The following is a 17,847-nucleotide window of genomic DNA, read 5'->3' on the forward strand; positions in this document are numbered from 1 at the left end:
GAAAGCCGGACGCCATCCTCGGTGTGACGAGGATGGCGTCCGGTGGGGTTCGGTGTGCGGACTATTTCGCGGGGCCCAGCAGCATGCCCGCCAGGGTGTAGGCCAGGTTGATCAACTCCGCGCTGACGGCGCTGTCGTCCATGCCGAGCGATTTCGCCAGCGGCAGCAGCAGCTCGACGATCGAGCCCGGGGTGACGGTGAATCCGGGCACCTGCTGCGAATACGGGCTACTCGGCGACTGACCGGTGCCCGGCGTGGACTGCGACTGCGGTGTGCCCGGGACCGTCTGACTCTGCGGCGAACCCGGGACCGTCTGACTCTGCGGCGAACCCGGGACCGTCTGACTCTGCGGGAAACCCGGAACCGACGGGCTCTGCGGGAAACCCGGAACCGACGGGCTCTGCGGGAAACCCGGAACCGACGGGCTCTGCGGCAGACCCGGAACCGACGGGCTCTGCGGCAGACCTGGGATCGTCTGGCCCTGCGGCACGCCTGGGACCGACTGCCCCTGCGGAGTGCCCGGGATCGTCTGCCCCTGCGGCGTGCTCTGCTCGCCCACCGGACGGTCGGACGCCGTGCCCGGTTGCGGAATGGCTTGCACCGCCGACTGATCCGACGGCGCACCCGCCTGTGGTGTACCGAGCAGATAGCCGACCAACCCGGTCGTGAGGGCGATCGCGTGTTTCAGCTGGCCTTGCGGCGTCTCGAGCAGCGCCGCGTCCTCGGGATTGGCTCCGTTGCCCATCTCCAGGAAAACGAGCGGCACCGCGGTCAGCGCGGGCCCGGCGACATCCTTGCGGGTCTGTAGTCCGTCCGCCACGCCGCCGTAGTTCGCCGAGACGAACCCCGCCTGCCGGTACGCGTCGCGCACCGCCTGCGACGCGGCCAGCCCCGCTCCGGACTGGACCTGATTGACGACCGCGTTCGGGATGGGCAGTTCCGGAACGATCAGATGAAAGCCGCGGTACTCCGCGGGCGCGCTGTCGGCATGGATGCTGACGGCCACGGCGGCGCCGGATTGCGTCGCCGCGTTCGCCCGCTCATCGATGCAACCACCCCAGCCCGTGTCGTCCTGGCGGCTCAGCACTACCCGCGCGCCCAGCCCTTCCAGCGCGGTCTTGACCATCTGGCCGACGTTCCAGGTGATGGTGTGTTCCGGAACGCCGTTGATCGTGGCCATGCCGGTGGTCTGGCAGTCCTTCGTGCCGCCGCGACCGTCGCTGACCGGTCTGGCAAGGTTTTCGGAGTGATTCGACCCCTGGTGTCCCGGGTCGAGAAATATGGTTCTGCCTGCGAGTTTGTTCGCCATGTCGGGCGATGCCGGGACAGCCTGCGCGGTGACAGGGAGCAACCCGGACAACGTCATCGTTACCGCGGCCGTGACGGTGGTACAGATACCGGCCTTGATGATGCTTGGCTTCATAGTGCGGTCGGTGCCCCGGGACGGGGCACCCCTCCCTTCCCACTTGTAACACCAAACCCACGTTTCACTCTGGCAACGCCTGTCTCAGCAAGGCAAGGCGCGTTATCGAAGTGTTACAGCCCGAGCCGCGCATGGCCATCAGGCGCGCTGGAACAGTTTGCGCAGAGATCGCAGAGCGTAATGCACTCGGCCAGGAACTAGGCCGAACGGCACGCAGAATGCGTCGACAACTCCCTGGTCGCGCTGGGTCGGGTCGGTCGAGCCCGCCCACTGTACAGCGGCAGCGGCGCCAATAGCTGGGGATCGCCGACGCAGCGCGCAGCGTTGTGCTGCCGCAGAGGAATTCCGGATTCGGGCACACCCCCCGGTCTGTTCTGGTAAGTGTGGCCGCGCGTAGATGCGGAGAACGCCAGCCGCGACGCGGCGGTAGCACAGTCGAGGAGAACACCCATATGCGTGCACGCACGCTTCTACTCGCGGGGGCCACGGCCTCCGCGGTCACCCTGCTCGCCGCGGGAACCGCGGCGGCCGAACCCGCGAACACGATGCCGCAGGACGGCGTCTACCTGGTCGGCGTAGACATCCTCCCCGGCGTATGGGAGGCGCCGGGAACTGCCGATCCCGCCTTCGGCTGCGATTGGCGCAGACTGTGGAAGGTCGAGGGGGACAACACCAACCTGCAGAACATCATCGCCAACAACTACACGCGGCTGAGCCCGGTCCGCGTGGAGATCAAGCCGACCGACGTCGCGTTCCGGACCGAGAACTGCGGCCCGTGGCGGTTGCTGCCGCCGCGGCCGCAGACCGGATCGTTCGGCGGCTGACGGCGGCATACCCGTCGGCTACCGGGGGACGCCCTCCTTCACCAGCGTGAACTGCATGACGTCGATATGTCCGCTGCGGAAGTTCGCCGCGCATCCGGTGAGGTACTTCATGTAGCGCTCGTAGACCTCCTCCGAGGCGAGCGCGATGGCTTCCGCGCGGTGCTCGCGCAGCGCCTGCGCCCAGCAGTCGAGGGTGCGCGCGTAGTGCGGTCGCAGTTCCTGGATCTTCTCGGTGCCCAGGCCGGCCCGACCGGCGAGCCGGGTCACCTCGGCGGGCCGCGGCAGCTGGCCGCCCGGGAAGATCTCTCGCTTGATGAAGATGTGGAACAGCGCATGTTCCCTGGTCACGGGGATATTCATGCGCCGGAGGTCGGTGAGGCTGTGGCCGATGATGGTGTGCAGGAGCATCCGCCCACCCGGCGGCAACATCCGATGACAGCGTTCGAAGAACGTCGCGTAGCGCTCGCGGCGGAAATGCTCGAACGCGCCGATGCTGACGATGCGGTCGGCGTTGCCGTCGTATTCTTCCCAGCCCTGCAACCGGACCTCGACGCCCGCGAGGCGCTTGCGTTCGATCATGGCCTGGACGTAGTTGTACTGGTTGCGGCTGAGCGTCAGACCGACGACTTCGACGCCGTACTCGGTGGCGGCCCGCAGCATCGTCGCGCCCCAACCGCAGCCGATATCGAGCAGCCGCATTCCCGGTCGCAGGTCGAGCTTCCCCAGCGAGAGATCGATCTTGGCGCGCTGCGCTTCTTCGAGCGTCATGTCGGGGCGCTCGAAATAGGCGCAGCTGTAGGTCATCGAGGGGTCGAGGAACAGCGCGTAGAACGCGTCGGAGACGTCGTAGTGCGTTTGCACTTGCCGATAGAACGGCTGGAGGTCGGTCATCGCGTTTCTCCTGTTCAACGGGTTCATCTCCTGATACCCGAGGGCACGGCGAAGCGTTTCGCCCCCCGCCGACCGATACCGAACCGATGCCGAGATCTCCCTAGCGCAACGCCTGCGCCGGGTCTGCTTACCCCCGGGGTAATCGACTCCACGCGCGGCGGCAGGGCAGGATCGCGCGCATGATCGACGAAACGGGCACCGAGCTCTTCCACCGGACCATGCCGTTCACCGAACGTCTCGGCATCGAGGTCCTCGCCCACGGAGCCGAGCTGGTACGCAGCCGACTGGCCTGGGACGAGTCGCTGTGCACCCTCGGCGGCGTGCTGCACGGCGGCGTGCTGATGTCGCTTGCCGACGCGACGGGTGCGGTGTGCGCCTTCCTGAACCTGCCGCACGGCAAACAGGGCACCACGACAGTCGAGTCGAAGACGAACTTCCTGCGCGCCGTCCGCTCCGGCTACGCCACGGCAACCGCGATTCCGCTGCACGCCGGACGTTCGTTCATCGTGGTCGAGACGGCGATCCGCGATGACGCGGACAAGCTGGTCGCGAAAGTGACCCAGACCCAAGCCGTGCTCTAGGCCCGGCGCCGCGGGCTCGACCGGGCGAGGGGATCACCCCGCGCGGTCGAGCCCTGCCCTGACCGGCAGCGCCCGTACCAGCGGAATGCTGATGAACATCACCCGTTTTCCGGCCAGGCCGATCCGGCTGGACCGCAGCTACCGCACACTCACGCGATGACCGCGGCCACGGAGAGCGCGCAGGCCGGATGAGAACCCCCGGAATTGGGGGCAACATCGACCGACCTCCCACCGGCGAAATTGTCCCCGGCGAACGATACCGTTGCCGGGTGATTGTGACCGCCACACCAGAAACCCGGCAGCAGCCGAGCGCCGTGGCGCGTCATCCCTTCTCTGGCGCCTTCACCCTCGCGGATCCGGACCGTTCTCGGCTCGGCGAGGTCGCTGGCTCCCCATCAGCAAGTCCGAGGTCGATCTTGACAAGTACGCGATCCACTACCCGACCCACCGAGCGTATGTCCGCTTTGTCTGATTCAAGACGGGAGTCGCCGTTCGCCGGGCGGAGATGGAGACCGATTGTCATCGACAACAGGACGACGCCGTCCCGGTCGTCGGATGTCACAGCGCGGCGCTGGAGAGTGAATTCGGAAAGGGCGCAAAACATTTGGCGTAACCGCCATGAGTGTTACGCTGTATCACATAGAGTCTCAGTGACGACACTCACCTCCGACACGCAGTTCCCTGCGGGTGCGCCCGCTTCCCGTAGCCCGCGAACGCGGCCCCACCTCACGCTCTGCCCGCCTGTTCGTGCGGCAAGGACGGAGATCTCTGTGCGCGATGAACCACGATCAGCTACCCGGGTCGAGCGAATCGATGGTGCATCGGTCGGAACCGAAGTCGTTCGGTTGGTACGGCTTCGGCGACGTGGCTGGGTGCGCACCAACCTAACGGGCCTATGCGTCACGGCGTGACCGTGTTTGGGGAACGGAAGCGATGAGCAAGCAAACTGCCGGAATGACCGAACTAGCCGTGCGTCCGCCCGCCGCACCGGAGGCGATGAACACCGCACTGCGCGATCGTCTGATCGACGCGACCGTGGAGGTCGTGTCGACCGAGGGCCTGCACGCCCTCACCGTCCGCCGCGTTTCGCGCATGTGCGGAGTCTCCACGATGGCCGTGTACTCCAATTTCGGCGGCATGCCCGGTCTGATCCGCGCCGCGGGTTCCGCGGGGTTCGCGCAACTGGGCCAGCGCATGGCCGCGGCGGGCGTGACCGACGAGCCGATCGCCGATCTGCTGGTGCTCGGCTTGGTGTTCCGCGACGAGGCGCGGCGCAGGCCGGAGCTGTTCCAGTTGATGTTCGGCACCGGAACGCGCATCGATATGAAGATCAACCGGGGCAATGTGCTGGTGGCCGGACACGATTCGGAGTTCGAGCACTACCAGGAGACGTTCGACCACGTGGTCGGGGCGGTGCGGCGAGCTCAGGACGCGGGGCTGATCGATACGCCCGACGTCCGTTCGGCGGCCGCGCAGCTGTGGATGGGCCTGTTCGGCTTCATCCAACTGGAGATGGCGGGACACCTGGGCGACGACGGCGTGCTCGAGGTGCTGGTTCCCGCCATCGTGAATCTGCTCGTCGGCATGGGCGCCCAACTGGAGACCGTCGGCGCCGCGGTCCTCGTGGCGATGCAGCGGTTCACCGCCGGACCCGGCGACTGATCCCGGCTCAGAACGGCAGCCGGGACCTGACCCGCTGGGCGCGCGCCATCGCGCGTTCGGCGGCGCTGCCGCGTGGCGGCATCAGGCCGAGTTGCAGCAGCATCTCCTGCAGGTCCCAGGAGGCCTGGCTGCGCCAGATCAGCCCCGAGCGGAACTGCCAGAGATCGATCACCAGCAGGTCGAACTTCTTTCCGGTGGCGGCGAACCCGGGTGGGTCGATCAGACCGAGATGCGTGCCGGTCATCCGCCACGGCACGATGGCGAGCCGATTGTCCGCGGCCAGTATCGGTGGAAAGGGATTGGTATAGGCCACGTCCGGAAACGAGCGCACCGTGTCTGCGACGAATTTCTCGACTCCCGCGCGACCGCGCGCGGGCTCGGACATCGACGGATCGTGCCAGATGGTGTCCTCGGCGACGCATTTCGCGACGGCCGCCGGGTCCGCGCTGTTCCAGCCCGCGATGTACTGCTCGGTGAATTCCGCCAGCCAGGCCGCGCTTTCGATGGGCTCGGCTTCCGCCTCGATTTGGAACTGTCCAGTGTTGTACGGAACCACGGCGCATCGCCTTTCACCCCGAGTGCGTAATCGATGAGCCATCGTAGCCGCGAATGCGGCACGTACTCAACATGTTCCCGCGATCTGGGCACGGCAGCGGAGAAATAACAACGTAATTCACCGTCGCAGGACCGCAAATAACCCTGTAATAACAGCCGAATAATGCTGTCATACCCGCCCCGAGCTGCGGTGATGATCAATTTGATATCAACAAATGACGCAGGGTTTTTCGCTCGTGTACCGCACGATTCCGTATTGACCTCCGCGAATCGGCACTCCTACCATGGGTGGACACTGACCTCCGACCACGGAACTACTACTTCACCTCCGGATGACGCCTGCTACGGAACATGTTTGCGGGCGTCTGGTTCCGGTTGTCTCCACGCTGATTCGACGACGCCGTCTCTGAAACCGCTGACGTTGTCGAATACCTGAGCATCAGGGGATTTTGCATGCCCAATGTAGCAATTGTCGGTATCGGCTGCCGTTTTCCGGGTGGCATCGACGGACCGGCGTCTTTCTGGGACTTCGTCGTACGCAAGGGCGACGGCATCGTGGAAGTGCCGCCGGATCGATGGAACCTCGCGAAGTTCTACGATCCGGATCCGGACGCGCCCGGACGGATGTACACCAGGCACGGCGGATTCCTGACCCAGCCGCTCTGGGAGTTCGACGCCGAATTCTTCGGCATCTCCCAGCGCGAGGCCTCCATCATGGACCCGCAACAGCGGCTGCTGCTCGAGGTCGCCTGGGAAGCGCTGGACGACGCCGGGATGGCGGGCCGGGTCAGCGGTCGCGAGGTCGGCGTGTTCGTCGGCGGCTTCATGAACGACAACGCGTTGGTGCGCAGCGGAGCCGCGTCCCGCGCCTCGATCAACAGCCACAGCCCGACCAGCTCCTCGCACACCCTGCTGTCGGCACGCATCGCGTTCCTGCTCGACCTGCTCGGTCCCACCATGACCATCGACACCGCCTGCTCGTCGTCGCTGGTCGCGCTGCACCAGGCAGTGCTCGCGCTGGAATCGGGGGAATGCGAGACGGCGATCGTCGGCGGCGCCAACGCGATGCTGCGGCCGGAGGCGTTCATCTCGATGTGCAAGGGCCGCTTCCTCGCCGTCGACGGCCGGTGCAAGTCCTTCGACGCCGCGGCCGACGGGTACGGCCGCGGCGAGGGCGCGGGCGCGGTCGTGCTGAAGTCGCTGGAAGCGGCCGTCCGCGACCGTGACCGGATCTACGCGGTGGTGCGCGGCAGCGGCGTCAACCAGGACGGCCGCACGCTGGCCATCCCGGTGCCCAACCCGGACGCGCAGGCGGCCCTGGCCCGGCGGGTGCACCGGCTGGCCGGCATCGACCCGCGCGACATCCGCTACGTGGAAGCGCACGGCACCGGAACGCCGGTCGGCGACCCGCTCGAATTGTCCGCGCTGGGTGCGGTGTACGGCGCGGTGGACGGCCGCGACGAGCCGCTGCCGGTCGGTTCGGTGAAGAACAACATCGGGCACACCGAGGCCGCCGCGGGCGTCGCGGGCGTCATCAAGGCGGCGCTGACCCTGCACCACGGCGTCATCGCGCCGCAGCTGCGACTGGACAACCCGAATCCGGAGATCCGGTTCGACGAGCTGCGGGTACGGATTCCGCTGGAGTCCGAGCCGCTGCCCAACTCCGACGGGCAGGCCGCGGTGGCGGTCAACAGCTTCGGCTACGGGGGAACCAACGCGCACGCCATCCTCACCCGCGCCCCCGAAGCGCCCCGGGTGGAGGCCGAGCGGACATCGATCACGGTGCTGCCACTGTCGGCGCGCAACGAGACCGCGCTGCGCACCATGGCCACCCAGCTGCACGAGTTGACCGAGACCGCGCCTGTCGGCGCGGTGACCGAGGCGGCATGGACCCAGCGCGCGCACCATCCGATTCGCGCCGCGTTCGCCTACCGCGACCGCGACGACCTGCGCGCCCAGCTCGCCGATTTCGCCGCGGGAGCGGGCAAGTCGCCCGCCCGCGCACTCACCGACGGCTCGACCGAACCGGTGTTCGTGTTCAGCGGGATGGGCCCGCAGTGGTGGGGCATGGCTCGCGGCCTGCTCGAGGCGGGCGGTCACTTCGCCGCCGCGGCGCGCTCGATCGACGAGACCTTCCGCGAGATCGCGGGATGGTCGATCGTCGAGGAACTCCTGCGTCCGGAAGAAGAGTCGCGGATCACCAGGACCGCCTACGCCCAGCCGGCGAACTTCCTGGTGCAGGCCGCGCTCACCGCGGAACTGGCCGAACTCGGCATCCGCCCCGCCGCGGTGGTCGGCCACAGCGTCGGCGAGGTGGCGTCGGCGTATGTCTCGGGTGCCCTGTCGCTGCGCGACGCGCTGCTGGTGAGCTACCACCGCGCCAGGTTGCAGGCCACCACCGCGGGCACCGGCGGCATGCTCGCCGTCGGGCTGTCGGAAGAGCAACTGCGCGAGCGTCTCTCGGGCGTCGATGGCGTCTGCGTCGCGGCGGTCAACAGCCATTCCGCGGCCACGATGTCCGGCGATCCGGCCGAATTGGAGCGGATCCGGGCCGAACTCACCGACGAGGGCGTCTTCGCCAAGGCGCTGCGCGTCGAGGTGCCCTATCACAGCCATTTGATGGACCCCATTCTCGGTGATCTCACCGAAGTGCTGGCCGATCTCGCGCCGCGGCCCGCGCGAGTGCCGATCTGGTCCACCGTCACCGGCGGCGAACTGTCCGGTCCGGACTGGGACGCGGCCTATTGGTGCCGCAACGTGCGCGAACCGGTGCTGTTCGGCGCTGCCGTGGACAGCCTGCTCGACGCCGGTCACCGGGTCTTCCTCGAAGTGGGGCCGCACCCGGTGCTCAGCGGCAACATCCGGGAGGCGTTCGTGCGCCGCGGCCTCGACGGCGCGGCCATCAGCACGCTGTCCCGCGACGCCGACGACCGCGGCAACCTGCTGCGCGCGGTGGGGGAGCTGTACCAGGCGGGCGGGCTGGACACCACGTCCGCGCCCGGCGCGCCGGAAACCCCGGCCGCGCACCTGGATCTGCCGCGCTACCCGTGGCAGCGCCGCACCCTGTGGACCGAGGACCCCGCGATCGAAGCCGATCGCGTCGGCGCCACCGACGGGTACGTCATGCTGGGCCAGCGCACCGCGGCGTCCGCGCCGGAGTGGCAGGTCGAGCTGTCGGTGGCCGCGCTGCCGTGGCTGCCCGATCACGTGGTGGACGGGTCGGTCGTGCTGCCGGGCGCGGCCTACCTGGACGCCGCGCTCAGCGCCGTCGCGGTCCGCACCGGCCGCTCGACGTTCGGGCTGGAGTCGGTCCAGTTCGTCGCGCCGCTGGTGATCGGCCAGCACGACGTTCCGGTGCTGCGCCTCACGGTCGAGGAGACCACCCACCGGTTCACCCTGCACTCCCGCGCCGCCACCGGCACCACCTGGACGGTCAACGCGCACGGACGACTGATCGAGGCCGACGTCGACGCACGCACGATCGACCTCACCGCGCCGGTGGGCGCGGTGGACGTGGCGGCGGCGACGCTCTACGACGGGCTCGCCGCGCACGGGCTGGCCTACGGCCCGAGCTTCCGGCTGATCACCGCGGCCCAGGTCGGCGCGGACTCCGTGCTGGCCCGGCTCGACCTCACGCCGTTGGCCGACAGCGCGCCGAGCCTGCCGCACCTGGCGCATCCCGCCGCGGTCGACGCCGCGCTGCAATGCTTCGCCGCCCTCTACGCCCAGACCGCACAGGGAGCGAGCGTCGTGGTGCCGTCCTCGGTCGCTGGGGTCCGCTGGACCGGGCCGCTGCCCGAGCAGGCCGCGGTGCTGGTCCGCCGGGTGGACGGCGATCCGCTGTGCGCCGACATCACCATCGCGTCACCGGAAGGCGCTGTCGCACTGGCGCTTACGGGCGTCCGCTTCGCCCGCCTCGCGGCCGAGCCGGACCTGCACGACCAGCTCGACGAGCTGTTCTACGAGCCGGTGTGGGCCATCGTCGACGAGGACGCGGCCGTCGACGAGCCAGCGGACGGCGAGGAGTTCCTGCTCGTGGTCAGCCTGGGCAGCACCGTGTCCCAGCGCGCGAAGGAGATCGCCAGCGCCCGAACCTCGTCGGAGATCCTCACCCTTCCGCCGGAGGAGAACGCCGCCGACCGCGTGCTCGCGGCCCTGCGCGCCGGGAACGAGCGACCCGACGTGGCGCGCAGCCGCCTCGTCGTCGTATCCGGCGCCGAACTGGACGCCGTGCCGAATGCCTACGGGCTCGCGCTGGTCGCCAAGGCGATCGGCGAGCTGGTGGTCGGCGAGGAGGACAGCGAGGCCCCGGCGGCCGAGGTGCGCGCGGTGGTCGTCACCGAGCGGGCGTTCTGCCTGCCGACCGACGACTTCGCGCATCCCGCGCAGGCCGCGCTCACCGGCGCCCGACGCACGCTGCGCAACGAGCAACCAGCGGCGCAGTGGCGATTGGTCGACACCGAACCCACCACCCGCACCGCCGACGTCATCGAGCAGGTGCTCGGCGACGGACGAGCCGACGAGGTCGCGCTGCGCGCGGGCGCGTGCTGGGCGCTGCACCTGCGCAAATCGCTCCGCGAACAGGTGGCGTCCTGGGACGAACCCGCGCCGCTGACCGACCCGGACAGCTCTTTCGAGCTGGAGATTCCGCGCACGCGACTGCTGTCGGATCTGGCGTGGCGTGCGGTCGATCGCGTGGCGCCCGGACCCGGCGAGGTCGAGATCCGGATGGACGCGGTGGGCCTCAACTACAAGGACGCGCTCAAGGTGCTCGGCGTGCTCACCGAAAAAGAGCTGGCCGGAACGTATTTCGACACGACGCTGGGCATGGACGGCTACGGCGTGGTGGAGCGAGTCGGTCCCGGCGTGACCGGGATCGCGGTGGGCGACCGGATGTCGGTGTGCGCCAAGGACATGACCCGCCGCTATCTCACATGCCGGCCCGACGAAGGCGCCACGATGCCGATCGACTACGTCGACTCGGAGATCGACCCCTGCCACTCCAGCTCGGCGCTGCCCTTCCTCACCGCCGAATTCGCCTTCGGCGAGCTCGCGCGCCTGCGACCAGGCGAAACGGTGCTGGTGCACGGCGCGGCGGGCGGCATGGGCATGGCCGCGGTGCAGGTCGCGGTGCATCTCGGCGCGCGAGTCATCGCGTCGGCGGGCTCGGAGGAGCGGCGCGCGGTGGCCGCGGCGGCAGGCGCGCACGAGGTGGTCAACTCGCGCTCGATCAGCTTCGTCGACGACGTGCTGGCACTGACCGACGGGCGCGGCGTCGACGTCGTCTACAACTCCTCCCCCGGCGAGATCCTCCAGCAGAACCTGCGCGTGGCCGCCGAGTTCGGCCGGATCATCGAGATCGGCAAGGCCGACATCTACGGCGGCGGCGCCATCGACCTGCGCCCGTTCGACCGGAACCTGTCGTTCTTCGCCGTGGACATGGACCGGGCGCTGGCCGTGCGTCCGGAAATCGTCCGCCGCGGGATCCGCCGCGCGATGGAAGCGTGCGACCAGGGCGTCTACCGTCACCTGCCCTACACCGCGTTCCCGCTCGACTCGACCGCCGAGGCGTTCGAAACCGTGGTGCGGTCCAAGCAGATCGGTCGCGTGGTCCTCGATCTGCGCGAACCGAATCCGACCGTGCTGCCCAAACGGCCGAGTCTGTCCGTCGACCCCGAGGGCAGCTACCTGGTGACCGGAGGGTTCGGCGCGTTCGGCCTGGCCACCGCGCGCTGGCTGGTCCGCAGCGGCGCCCGCCGCCTGGTGTTGGTCGGCCGCAGCGGCGCCACCGGGGATGCCGCCCGTGCCGCGGTCGCCGAGTTCGCCGCCGCCGGAGTCGAGGTCGTCGAGGAGCGCGTCGACATGGCCGACTACGACGCCGTCGCCGCGCTGATCGAGCGCAGCCACACCAGCGGCCATCCGCTGCGCGGGGTGTTCCACGCCGCTGGCGTGGTGAACAACATCGAGGTGCCGTACATCACCGCCGAGTCGCTGGCGGAGATCTTCGGCCCCAAGGTGGCCGGCGCGTTGAACCTGGACACCGCGATCACCGCCGCGGGCATCGACCTCGACATGTTCGTGCTGTTCTCCTCGGCGAGCAGCATCGTCGGCATTCCGCCCCAATTCGGCTACGCGGCGGCCAATTCCGTGCTCGACATGATCGCCGCCACCCGGCGTGCCCGCGGCGCCGCCGCACTGTCGGTGAACTGGGGCTTCATGAGCGGTGGCGGCGGTATGGCCGACTACGAGGCGGTCACCCGGTACGCGGAGCGGACCGGCTACCGCTCGGTGGACATGGACGCGGCCACCGAGCTGCTCGGCGAGTGCCTGCGGTTGAACCTGCCGCAGGTCGTGCTGTTCGACGTGGACTGGAGCCAGTGGGCGCTGGCGCACCGACCCTCCACGCGCACACCGCGTTTCGCCGAGCTGGTCGCGGCCGCTGGCGGCGGCGCCTCCGGCGCGTCCGCGCTGCGGGCGGAGATCATGCGGCTGGGTGTCGAGCAGCGCGGCGAAGTGGTCGCCTACCTGCTCGCCGAACAGCTGGCCGCGGTGCTCGGCGTCGACGCCGAGACGGTGGATCTGAATACTCCGCTGCCCGAGCTCGGCATGGACTCACTGATGGGTATGGAGTTCGCCGCACGTGTCGTGCAGGTGCTCGGAACCCAGCTGTCGGTGCTGGCGGTGATCGGCCTGACGTTGCGCGGGCTCGGCGCGCGAATTGCCGAGCAGATTGCCCAAGAAGAAGAGCGTGCAGCGAGAGCGAGGACGAATTGACCGGCAACAACTCCCGTGACCTGGCCCGGGCGCTGCTGGCCAGGCACGCGGGCGGCGAGACGAGCGCTGCCCCGGCGACCGCGAACGGAGCGCATGTAGCGAACGGCTCCGCCGGTCCCGCGAACGGCTCGGCGACCGCCGCATCCACCGCGACGACGAACGGCGACAGCGCGCGGCGCGGGTCCGCGCACACGTCCTTCCGCGACCATCCCGGTGTGTTGGAGGCCGGTCAGCGATTCGGGCGGTTCGACACCTGGGTTCAGCAGGTCGGTCTGGTGAACCCGTACTACCTGCCGCACGAGGGCGTCAGCGGTGCGGTGACCAGGATGGCCGACCGGGATGTGGTGAACTTCAGCAGCTTCGGCTACCTGGACCTGGCCGCCGACCCGCGGGTGCGGCAGGCGGCCAAGGACGCGATCGACCAGTACGGCACCTCCGCCGCCGCAGTCCGCATCGTGGCGGGCGAGCTGCCGATCTACCGGGAGCTGGAAGCCGAGATCGCCCGCATCTACGACACCGAGGCCGCACTGGTCACCGCGAGCGGCTACCTGACCAACGCCGCCGCGGTCGGGTTCCTGCTCGGCAAGCGCGATCTCGCCGTCTGCGACGCACTTATCCACCACAGCGTGGTCTCCGGCACGGAGTGGTCGCGGTGCAAGCGGGTCTCGTTCCGGCACAACGACCCCGAGTCGCTGGAGACCATCCTGAAGATGTCCCGGCGCAGTTTCGACCGCGCCATGGTGATCATCGAGGGCCTCTACAGCATGGACGGCGACGTGGTCCGCCTCCCCGAGATCATCGAGGTGGCCCGGCGCTACGACTGCTCGATCATGATCGACGAGGCGCATTCGTTCGGCACGCTCGGCGCCACCGGTCACGGTGTGCGGGAGCTGTTCGACCTGCCCGGCGACGCCGTGGACGTCTGGATGGGCACGCTCTCCAAGGCGCTCGGCAGCGTCGGCGGCTATCTCGCGGGCAACCGGGAGCTGGTCGACGGATTCAAGTACGTGGCGGGCGGATTGAGCATGTACACCGCCGCGCCCGCGCCCTCGGCCATCGGGGCCGCGCTGGCCGGGCTGGAGGTGCTGCGCGACGAGCCCGAGCGCGTGACGCGGTTGCGGCACAACAGCGAGTACTTCCACCGCCGCGCCAAGGAATACGGCTTCGACATCGGCACGTCCGAGGATTCGCCGATCATCCCGGTGATGACCGGCGCCGACGAACCCGCCGTGCTGGCCGCGCTGGCGATGTTGCAGCGCGATTTCAGCGTGAACGCCATCACCCACCCGGTCGTCCCGGCCGGGGAGGCCAGGCTGCGGTTCTTCATCAACTGCAGGCACACCGAGCAGCAGATGGACCAGGCGCTGGCCACGCTGCGCGAGGTGCTCGACGGTCTCGCGGACACCGCGGGAAAGCAATTCACTCTCGCCCATGAGGAGGAACAGCGCTCGTGAAAATTCCCATCAACCGATCCCTCCTCCGAAAAGCCGTGGTCCCCGGGGTGGCACTGCTGCTGATGGGCTCGATGTTCATTCCGGCCCGCTCGGCGCTGCTGCCCATCCACGACGAAGCGGGCGGCCCGATCGCGAGCAAGTTCGACTTCACCGCGATGCCGATCGCCCTGCCCAAGGGACTGCCGACCGATCGCAAGATCCGCCACGTGCGCCCGGCCTACGACAACCTGGCGGCCTGGATCTCCTCGATCGGCTCGGCCATCGCGATGAACGACTTCGACGGCAACCGGCTGGCCGATGACCTGTGCGTGGTCGATCCGCGCTCGGACACCGCCTTCCTGACCCCGACCCCGGACAGCAACACCAGCCGCTACGAGCCGTTCGTGCTGGACCCCAAGCCGCTGCCGATCGACGAGTCCACCGTCCCGTCCGGCTGCACGCCCGGCGACTTCAACGGTGACGGCCGGATGGATGCGCTCGTTCAGTACTACGGCCGCACGCCGATCCTGTATCTGCAACGCGCGAACGCCACCCACCTGGACAGCAAGGCGTTCCGGCCGGTGGACCTGGTCCCCTCGCCGAACTCCCCCGACGGCGGCTACCAGGGCCAGCGCTGGATCACCACGGTGGTATCGGTCGCCGACTTCGACGGCAACGGCAAGCCGGACATCTTCCTGGGCCACTACTTCCCCGACATGGACGTGCTGACCGACGACGCCAAGCTCGCGCTGCGGATGAGCGACTCGCTGTCCAACGCGCGCAACGGCGGCAAGGCCCGCATCTTCACACTGGCCTCCGCCACGTCGGGAGAGGAGCCGACCGCCGATTTCCGCGAGGTGGCCAATCCGTTCCCGATCGGCACGGACACCGGATGGGCGCTGGCCGCCGCGTCCAGGGACCTCACCGGCGACCAGCTCCCGGAGCTGTACGTTGCCAACGACTTCGGGCGCGACCGCCTGTTCGTCAACGAGTCGAAGCCGGGTGAGATCCGATTCCATCTCGCCGAAGGCAAGCGCGGCCTCACCGACCCGAAGTCCTATGTGCTGGGCCATGATTCGGACAAGGGCATGGCAGCGGAATTCGCCGATCTGAACGGCGACGGCATACCGGACCTGTTCGTCAGCAACATCGCGGTGCGATTCGCGCTGATGGAAGGCCACTTCGCCTGGTACAACACGGCCAAGGACACCGCGGATGCCGCGCGTCAGCTGTCCGAGGGCGTCGCGCCGTTCGAGAACCGCGCCACCGATGTCGGCCTGGCCTGGGAGACCTGGGGCTGGGACGCCAAGGCCGGCGACTTCGACAACGACGGCCGCAACGAGCTGATCCAGGCCACCGGCATGATCAAGGGCGACACCAACCGGTGGCCGCAGATCCAGGAACTCGGCACCATGAACGACGAGCTGGTCAAGTACCCGTGGGCCTGGCCGATCATCGGCGCGGGCGCCGATCTGGCCGGAGACAATCCGGTCGGCTTCTTCAGCCGCGGTGACGACGGCAAGTTCGCCAATCTCACGCACGCGCTCGGGATGGACACCCCGGTCCCGTCGCGCGGCATCGCCGTCGGCGACACTTCCGGCAACGGCGCGCTCAGCTTCGCCGTCGCTCGTCAGTGGGGCGATCCGACCTTCTACCACAACAACAAGGCCACCAACGGCCAGTTCCTCGGCCTGAAGCTGGTCAAGCCGACCTGGGCGGGCACCGCCGCCACGACCACCGTGGCCGGGCTCCCGGTGCTGGGCGTTCCCGCGGTGGACGCCCAGGTGGAAGTGCGCACGCCGGATGGCCGACTGATCACCAGCTACGTCGACGGCGGCAGCGGGCACACCGGAAAGCGCGCGACCGAAGTACATCTCGGTCTCGGCAATGTCGATTCGGCCGCACCGCTGAACGTCCGGATCTGCTGGCGTGAGAACAACGGCACACCGCACGAACAAACCCTCCAGCTCGCGCCGGGCTGGCACACCGTGAACCTCGCCTCGGACGCGCAGGAGGTCAAGCAGCGATGAGCGACAACGACAAGAAGGATCCGGGCGACGCGGTGGCCGCGTCGAACGGCCATCCCGAAACCACCGGCAGCCCGAACGGCAACGGCAGCGCCGCGGCCAACGGCGGCCCCGACGGCAACGGCGCGCCCGTCACCACCGCGGAACGCATCTCGGCTTTGCAGCGGTCGGGCACCGAGTTCGCCAAGGAATGGGTGGCGACGCCCGCGCCCACGAAAGATCCTCGGTACCTGGCGCTGCGCAACTTCGCCATCTCGATCACGGTGTTCAATGTGATCGGGTTCCCGCTGCTCGGTTTCGAGCAGCCGTTCCTGTGGCCGTTCATCGCGCTGGCCACCGCGTACTCCACCGAAATCGGGTTGGAGATCCTGGCCGCCTGGGCGTACAAGCGGCCGCCCGCCTTCATGGGCCGCGGGCCGCGCGGGATGTTCGAATTCCTGCTGCCCGCGCACATCACCGGTCTGGCGTTCAACTTCCTGGTGTTCGCGCACGACAAGCTGTGGCCGGTGATCTTCGGCATCGTGGTCGCGGTGGGCACGAAGTGGGTGCTGCGCGCCAAGATCAACGGCAAGTGGCGGCACTTCATGAACCCGTCGAATTTCGGGATCGTGGTGGCGTTCCTGGTGTTCCCGATGATCTCGGTGGCGCCGCCGTATCACTTCACCGAGTACATCTCCGGCCCGCCGGACGTGATCATCGTGCTGCTGTTGCTGACGACCGGCACCATGCTGAACGCCAAGCTGACGAAGAAGATGCCGCTGATCTTCGCCTGGGTGACCGCGTTCGCGTTGCAGGCCATCGTGCGCGGCATCTTCGAGCCCGACATCTCGATCCTGGCCGGTCTGAGCATGATGACCGGGCTGGCGTTCGTGCTGTTCTCCAACTACATGGTCACCGACCCCGGCACCACGCCATCGGGCAAGAAGCAGCAGATCATGTTCGGCGCGTCGGTCGGCATCCTGTACGGCGTGGTCACCGCGCTGCACATCTCGTACGGGTTGTTCTTCGCGCTGGTCATCACGTGTTCGGCCCGCGGCATCTACTGGTGGGTGCGCAGCGGCGTCGAATGGTGGCGGCAGCGCTCGGCGACGCCGACCGCATCGGAGCCGTCCGGTCCGGTCGCCCCGGATGAGGACGAGCCCGCCGAGCTGGCGACGGAGGCGGCTCGCCCATGACCGACAGCGCCGAGCTGCGCCGCGTGCTCGGCGCTTTCACCACCGGTGTCACCGTGGTCACCACCGGGTGGCCACGGCCGCACGGGATGACCGCCAACGCGTTCACGTCCGTCTCGCTGGATCCCCCGCTGGTCCTGGTGTGCGTCGCCCACACGGCGCGCCTGCACCGGGCGATCCACGAGGCGGGCGCGTTCGCCGTTTCGGTGCTGTCGGCAGGACAGGAGGCGGTGGCACGGTATTTCGCCGACTCGGCGCGCCCCGACGGCAGCGCCCAATTCGACCAGGTCGAGTGGTTTCCCGGACCGCACACCGCCGCGCCGATGCTGGCGAACGCGGCCGCGGGCCTGGAGTGCAAGCTCGACACCGTCTTCGACAGCGGCGACCACAGCATCGTCATCGGCGAGGTCGTGCACGCCGAACGCGCCGCCGAACTGGCCGCCTCGGGAGCGCTCACGTTCTTCGACGGCGGCTTCCGTCCTTTCATTCCTCGAATCCCTTGACG

The 17,847-nt window shown here is 68.7% G+C and carries 11 protein-coding genes; 8 read left to right on the plus strand and 3 right to left on the minus strand.

What is annotated here, in order from left to right:
- Positions 1–61: 61 nt before the first annotated feature.
- Positions 62–1,423, minus strand: a complete 1,362-nt coding sequence (locus ON34_RS18950; RefSeq protein WP_040780998.1) for an N-acetylmuramoyl-L-alanine amidase — start codon at positions 1,421–1,423, stop codon at positions 62–64.
- Positions 1,424–1,875: 452 nt separating this feature from the next.
- Here ON34_RS18950 and ON34_RS18955 point away from each other — a divergent pair, with 452 nt between their 5' ends.
- Complete coding sequence (locus ON34_RS18955; protein WP_040781000.1) at positions 1,876–2,247, plus strand: Rv1352/Rv1906c domain-containing protein; 372 nt, start codon at positions 1,876–1,878, stop codon at positions 2,245–2,247.
- Positions 2,248–2,265: 18 nt separating this feature from the next.
- Here the strand turns inward: ON34_RS18955 and ON34_RS18960 are convergent, their stop codons facing one another.
- Positions 2,266–3,138 carry a cyclopropane mycolic acid synthase family methyltransferase gene (locus tag ON34_RS18960; protein WP_085997100.1) on the minus strand — a complete coding sequence of 291 codons (873 nt, stop codon included), beginning with the start codon at positions 3,136–3,138 and terminating at the stop codon, positions 2,266–2,268.
- A 179-nt stretch (positions 3,139–3,317) separates the two neighbouring features.
- On the opposite strand from ON34_RS18960, the gene ON34_RS18965 reads away from it, so the two are divergent.
- Entirely contained in the window at positions 3,318–3,719 is a 402-nt protein-coding gene (locus tag ON34_RS18965) for a PaaI family thioesterase (protein ID WP_040781003.1), read from the plus strand.
- A gap of 933 nt (positions 3,720–4,652) precedes the next feature.
- Positions 4,653–5,381 carry a TetR/AcrR family transcriptional regulator gene (locus tag ON34_RS18970; RefSeq protein WP_083889544.1) on the plus strand — a complete coding sequence of 243 codons (729 nt, stop codon included), beginning with the start codon at positions 4,653–4,655 and terminating at the stop codon, positions 5,379–5,381.
- A gap of 7 nt (positions 5,382–5,388) precedes the next feature.
- Here ON34_RS18970 and ON34_RS33655 read toward each other — a convergent pair whose 3' ends face one another.
- On the minus strand, positions 5,389–5,937 hold the full coding sequence (locus tag ON34_RS33655; protein WP_051022832.1) for an ester cyclase: 549 nt from the start codon (positions 5,935–5,937) through the stop codon (positions 5,389–5,391).
- Positions 5,938–6,389: 452 nt separating this feature from the next.
- On the opposite strand from ON34_RS33655, the gene ON34_RS18980 reads away from it, so the two are divergent.
- Genes ON34_RS18980 through ON34_RS19000 form a run of 5 tightly spaced genes read left to right on the plus strand, consistent with a single transcriptional unit; the run spans position 6,390 to position 17,845 of the window.
- A complete protein-coding gene (locus ON34_RS18980) occupies positions 6,390–12,710 on the plus strand; it encodes a type I polyketide synthase (protein WP_040781006.1) in 6,321 nt (2,106 codons plus the stop codon).
- Positions 12,707–14,164 (plus strand): aminotransferase class I/II-fold pyridoxal phosphate-dependent enzyme, encoded by a 1,458-nt coding sequence (locus ON34_RS18985; RefSeq protein WP_040781008.1) that lies wholly within the window; start codon positions 12,707–12,709, stop codon positions 14,162–14,164. The genes ON34_RS18980 and ON34_RS18985 overlap by 4 nt, the downstream gene beginning before the upstream one ends.
- Positions 14,161–16,173: a CRTAC1 family protein gene (locus ON34_RS18990; protein WP_218003907.1), complete on the plus strand. Its 2,013-nt coding sequence runs from the start codon at positions 14,161–14,163 to the stop codon at positions 16,171–16,173. The genes ON34_RS18985 and ON34_RS18990 overlap by 4 nt, the downstream gene beginning before the upstream one ends.
- A complete protein-coding gene (locus ON34_RS18995) occupies positions 16,170–17,345 on the plus strand; it encodes an RnfABCDGE type electron transport complex subunit D (protein ID WP_174372051.1) in 1,176 nt (391 codons plus the stop codon). Before ON34_RS18990 ends, ON34_RS18995 begins: the two co-directional genes overlap by 4 nt.
- Positions 17,342–17,845, plus strand: a complete 504-nt coding sequence (locus ON34_RS19000) for a flavin reductase family protein (RefSeq protein WP_040781010.1) — start codon at positions 17,342–17,344, stop codon at positions 17,843–17,845. Before ON34_RS18995 ends, ON34_RS19000 begins: the two co-directional genes overlap by 4 nt.
- Positions 17,846–17,847 lie beyond the last annotated feature (2 nt).

The sequence above is a fragment of the Nocardia pneumoniae NBRC 100136 genome (genome assembly GCF_000308755.1).
In the GTDB taxonomy this organism is placed as follows: domain Bacteria; phylum Actinomycetota; class Actinomycetes; order Mycobacteriales; family Mycobacteriaceae; genus Nocardia; species Nocardia pneumoniae.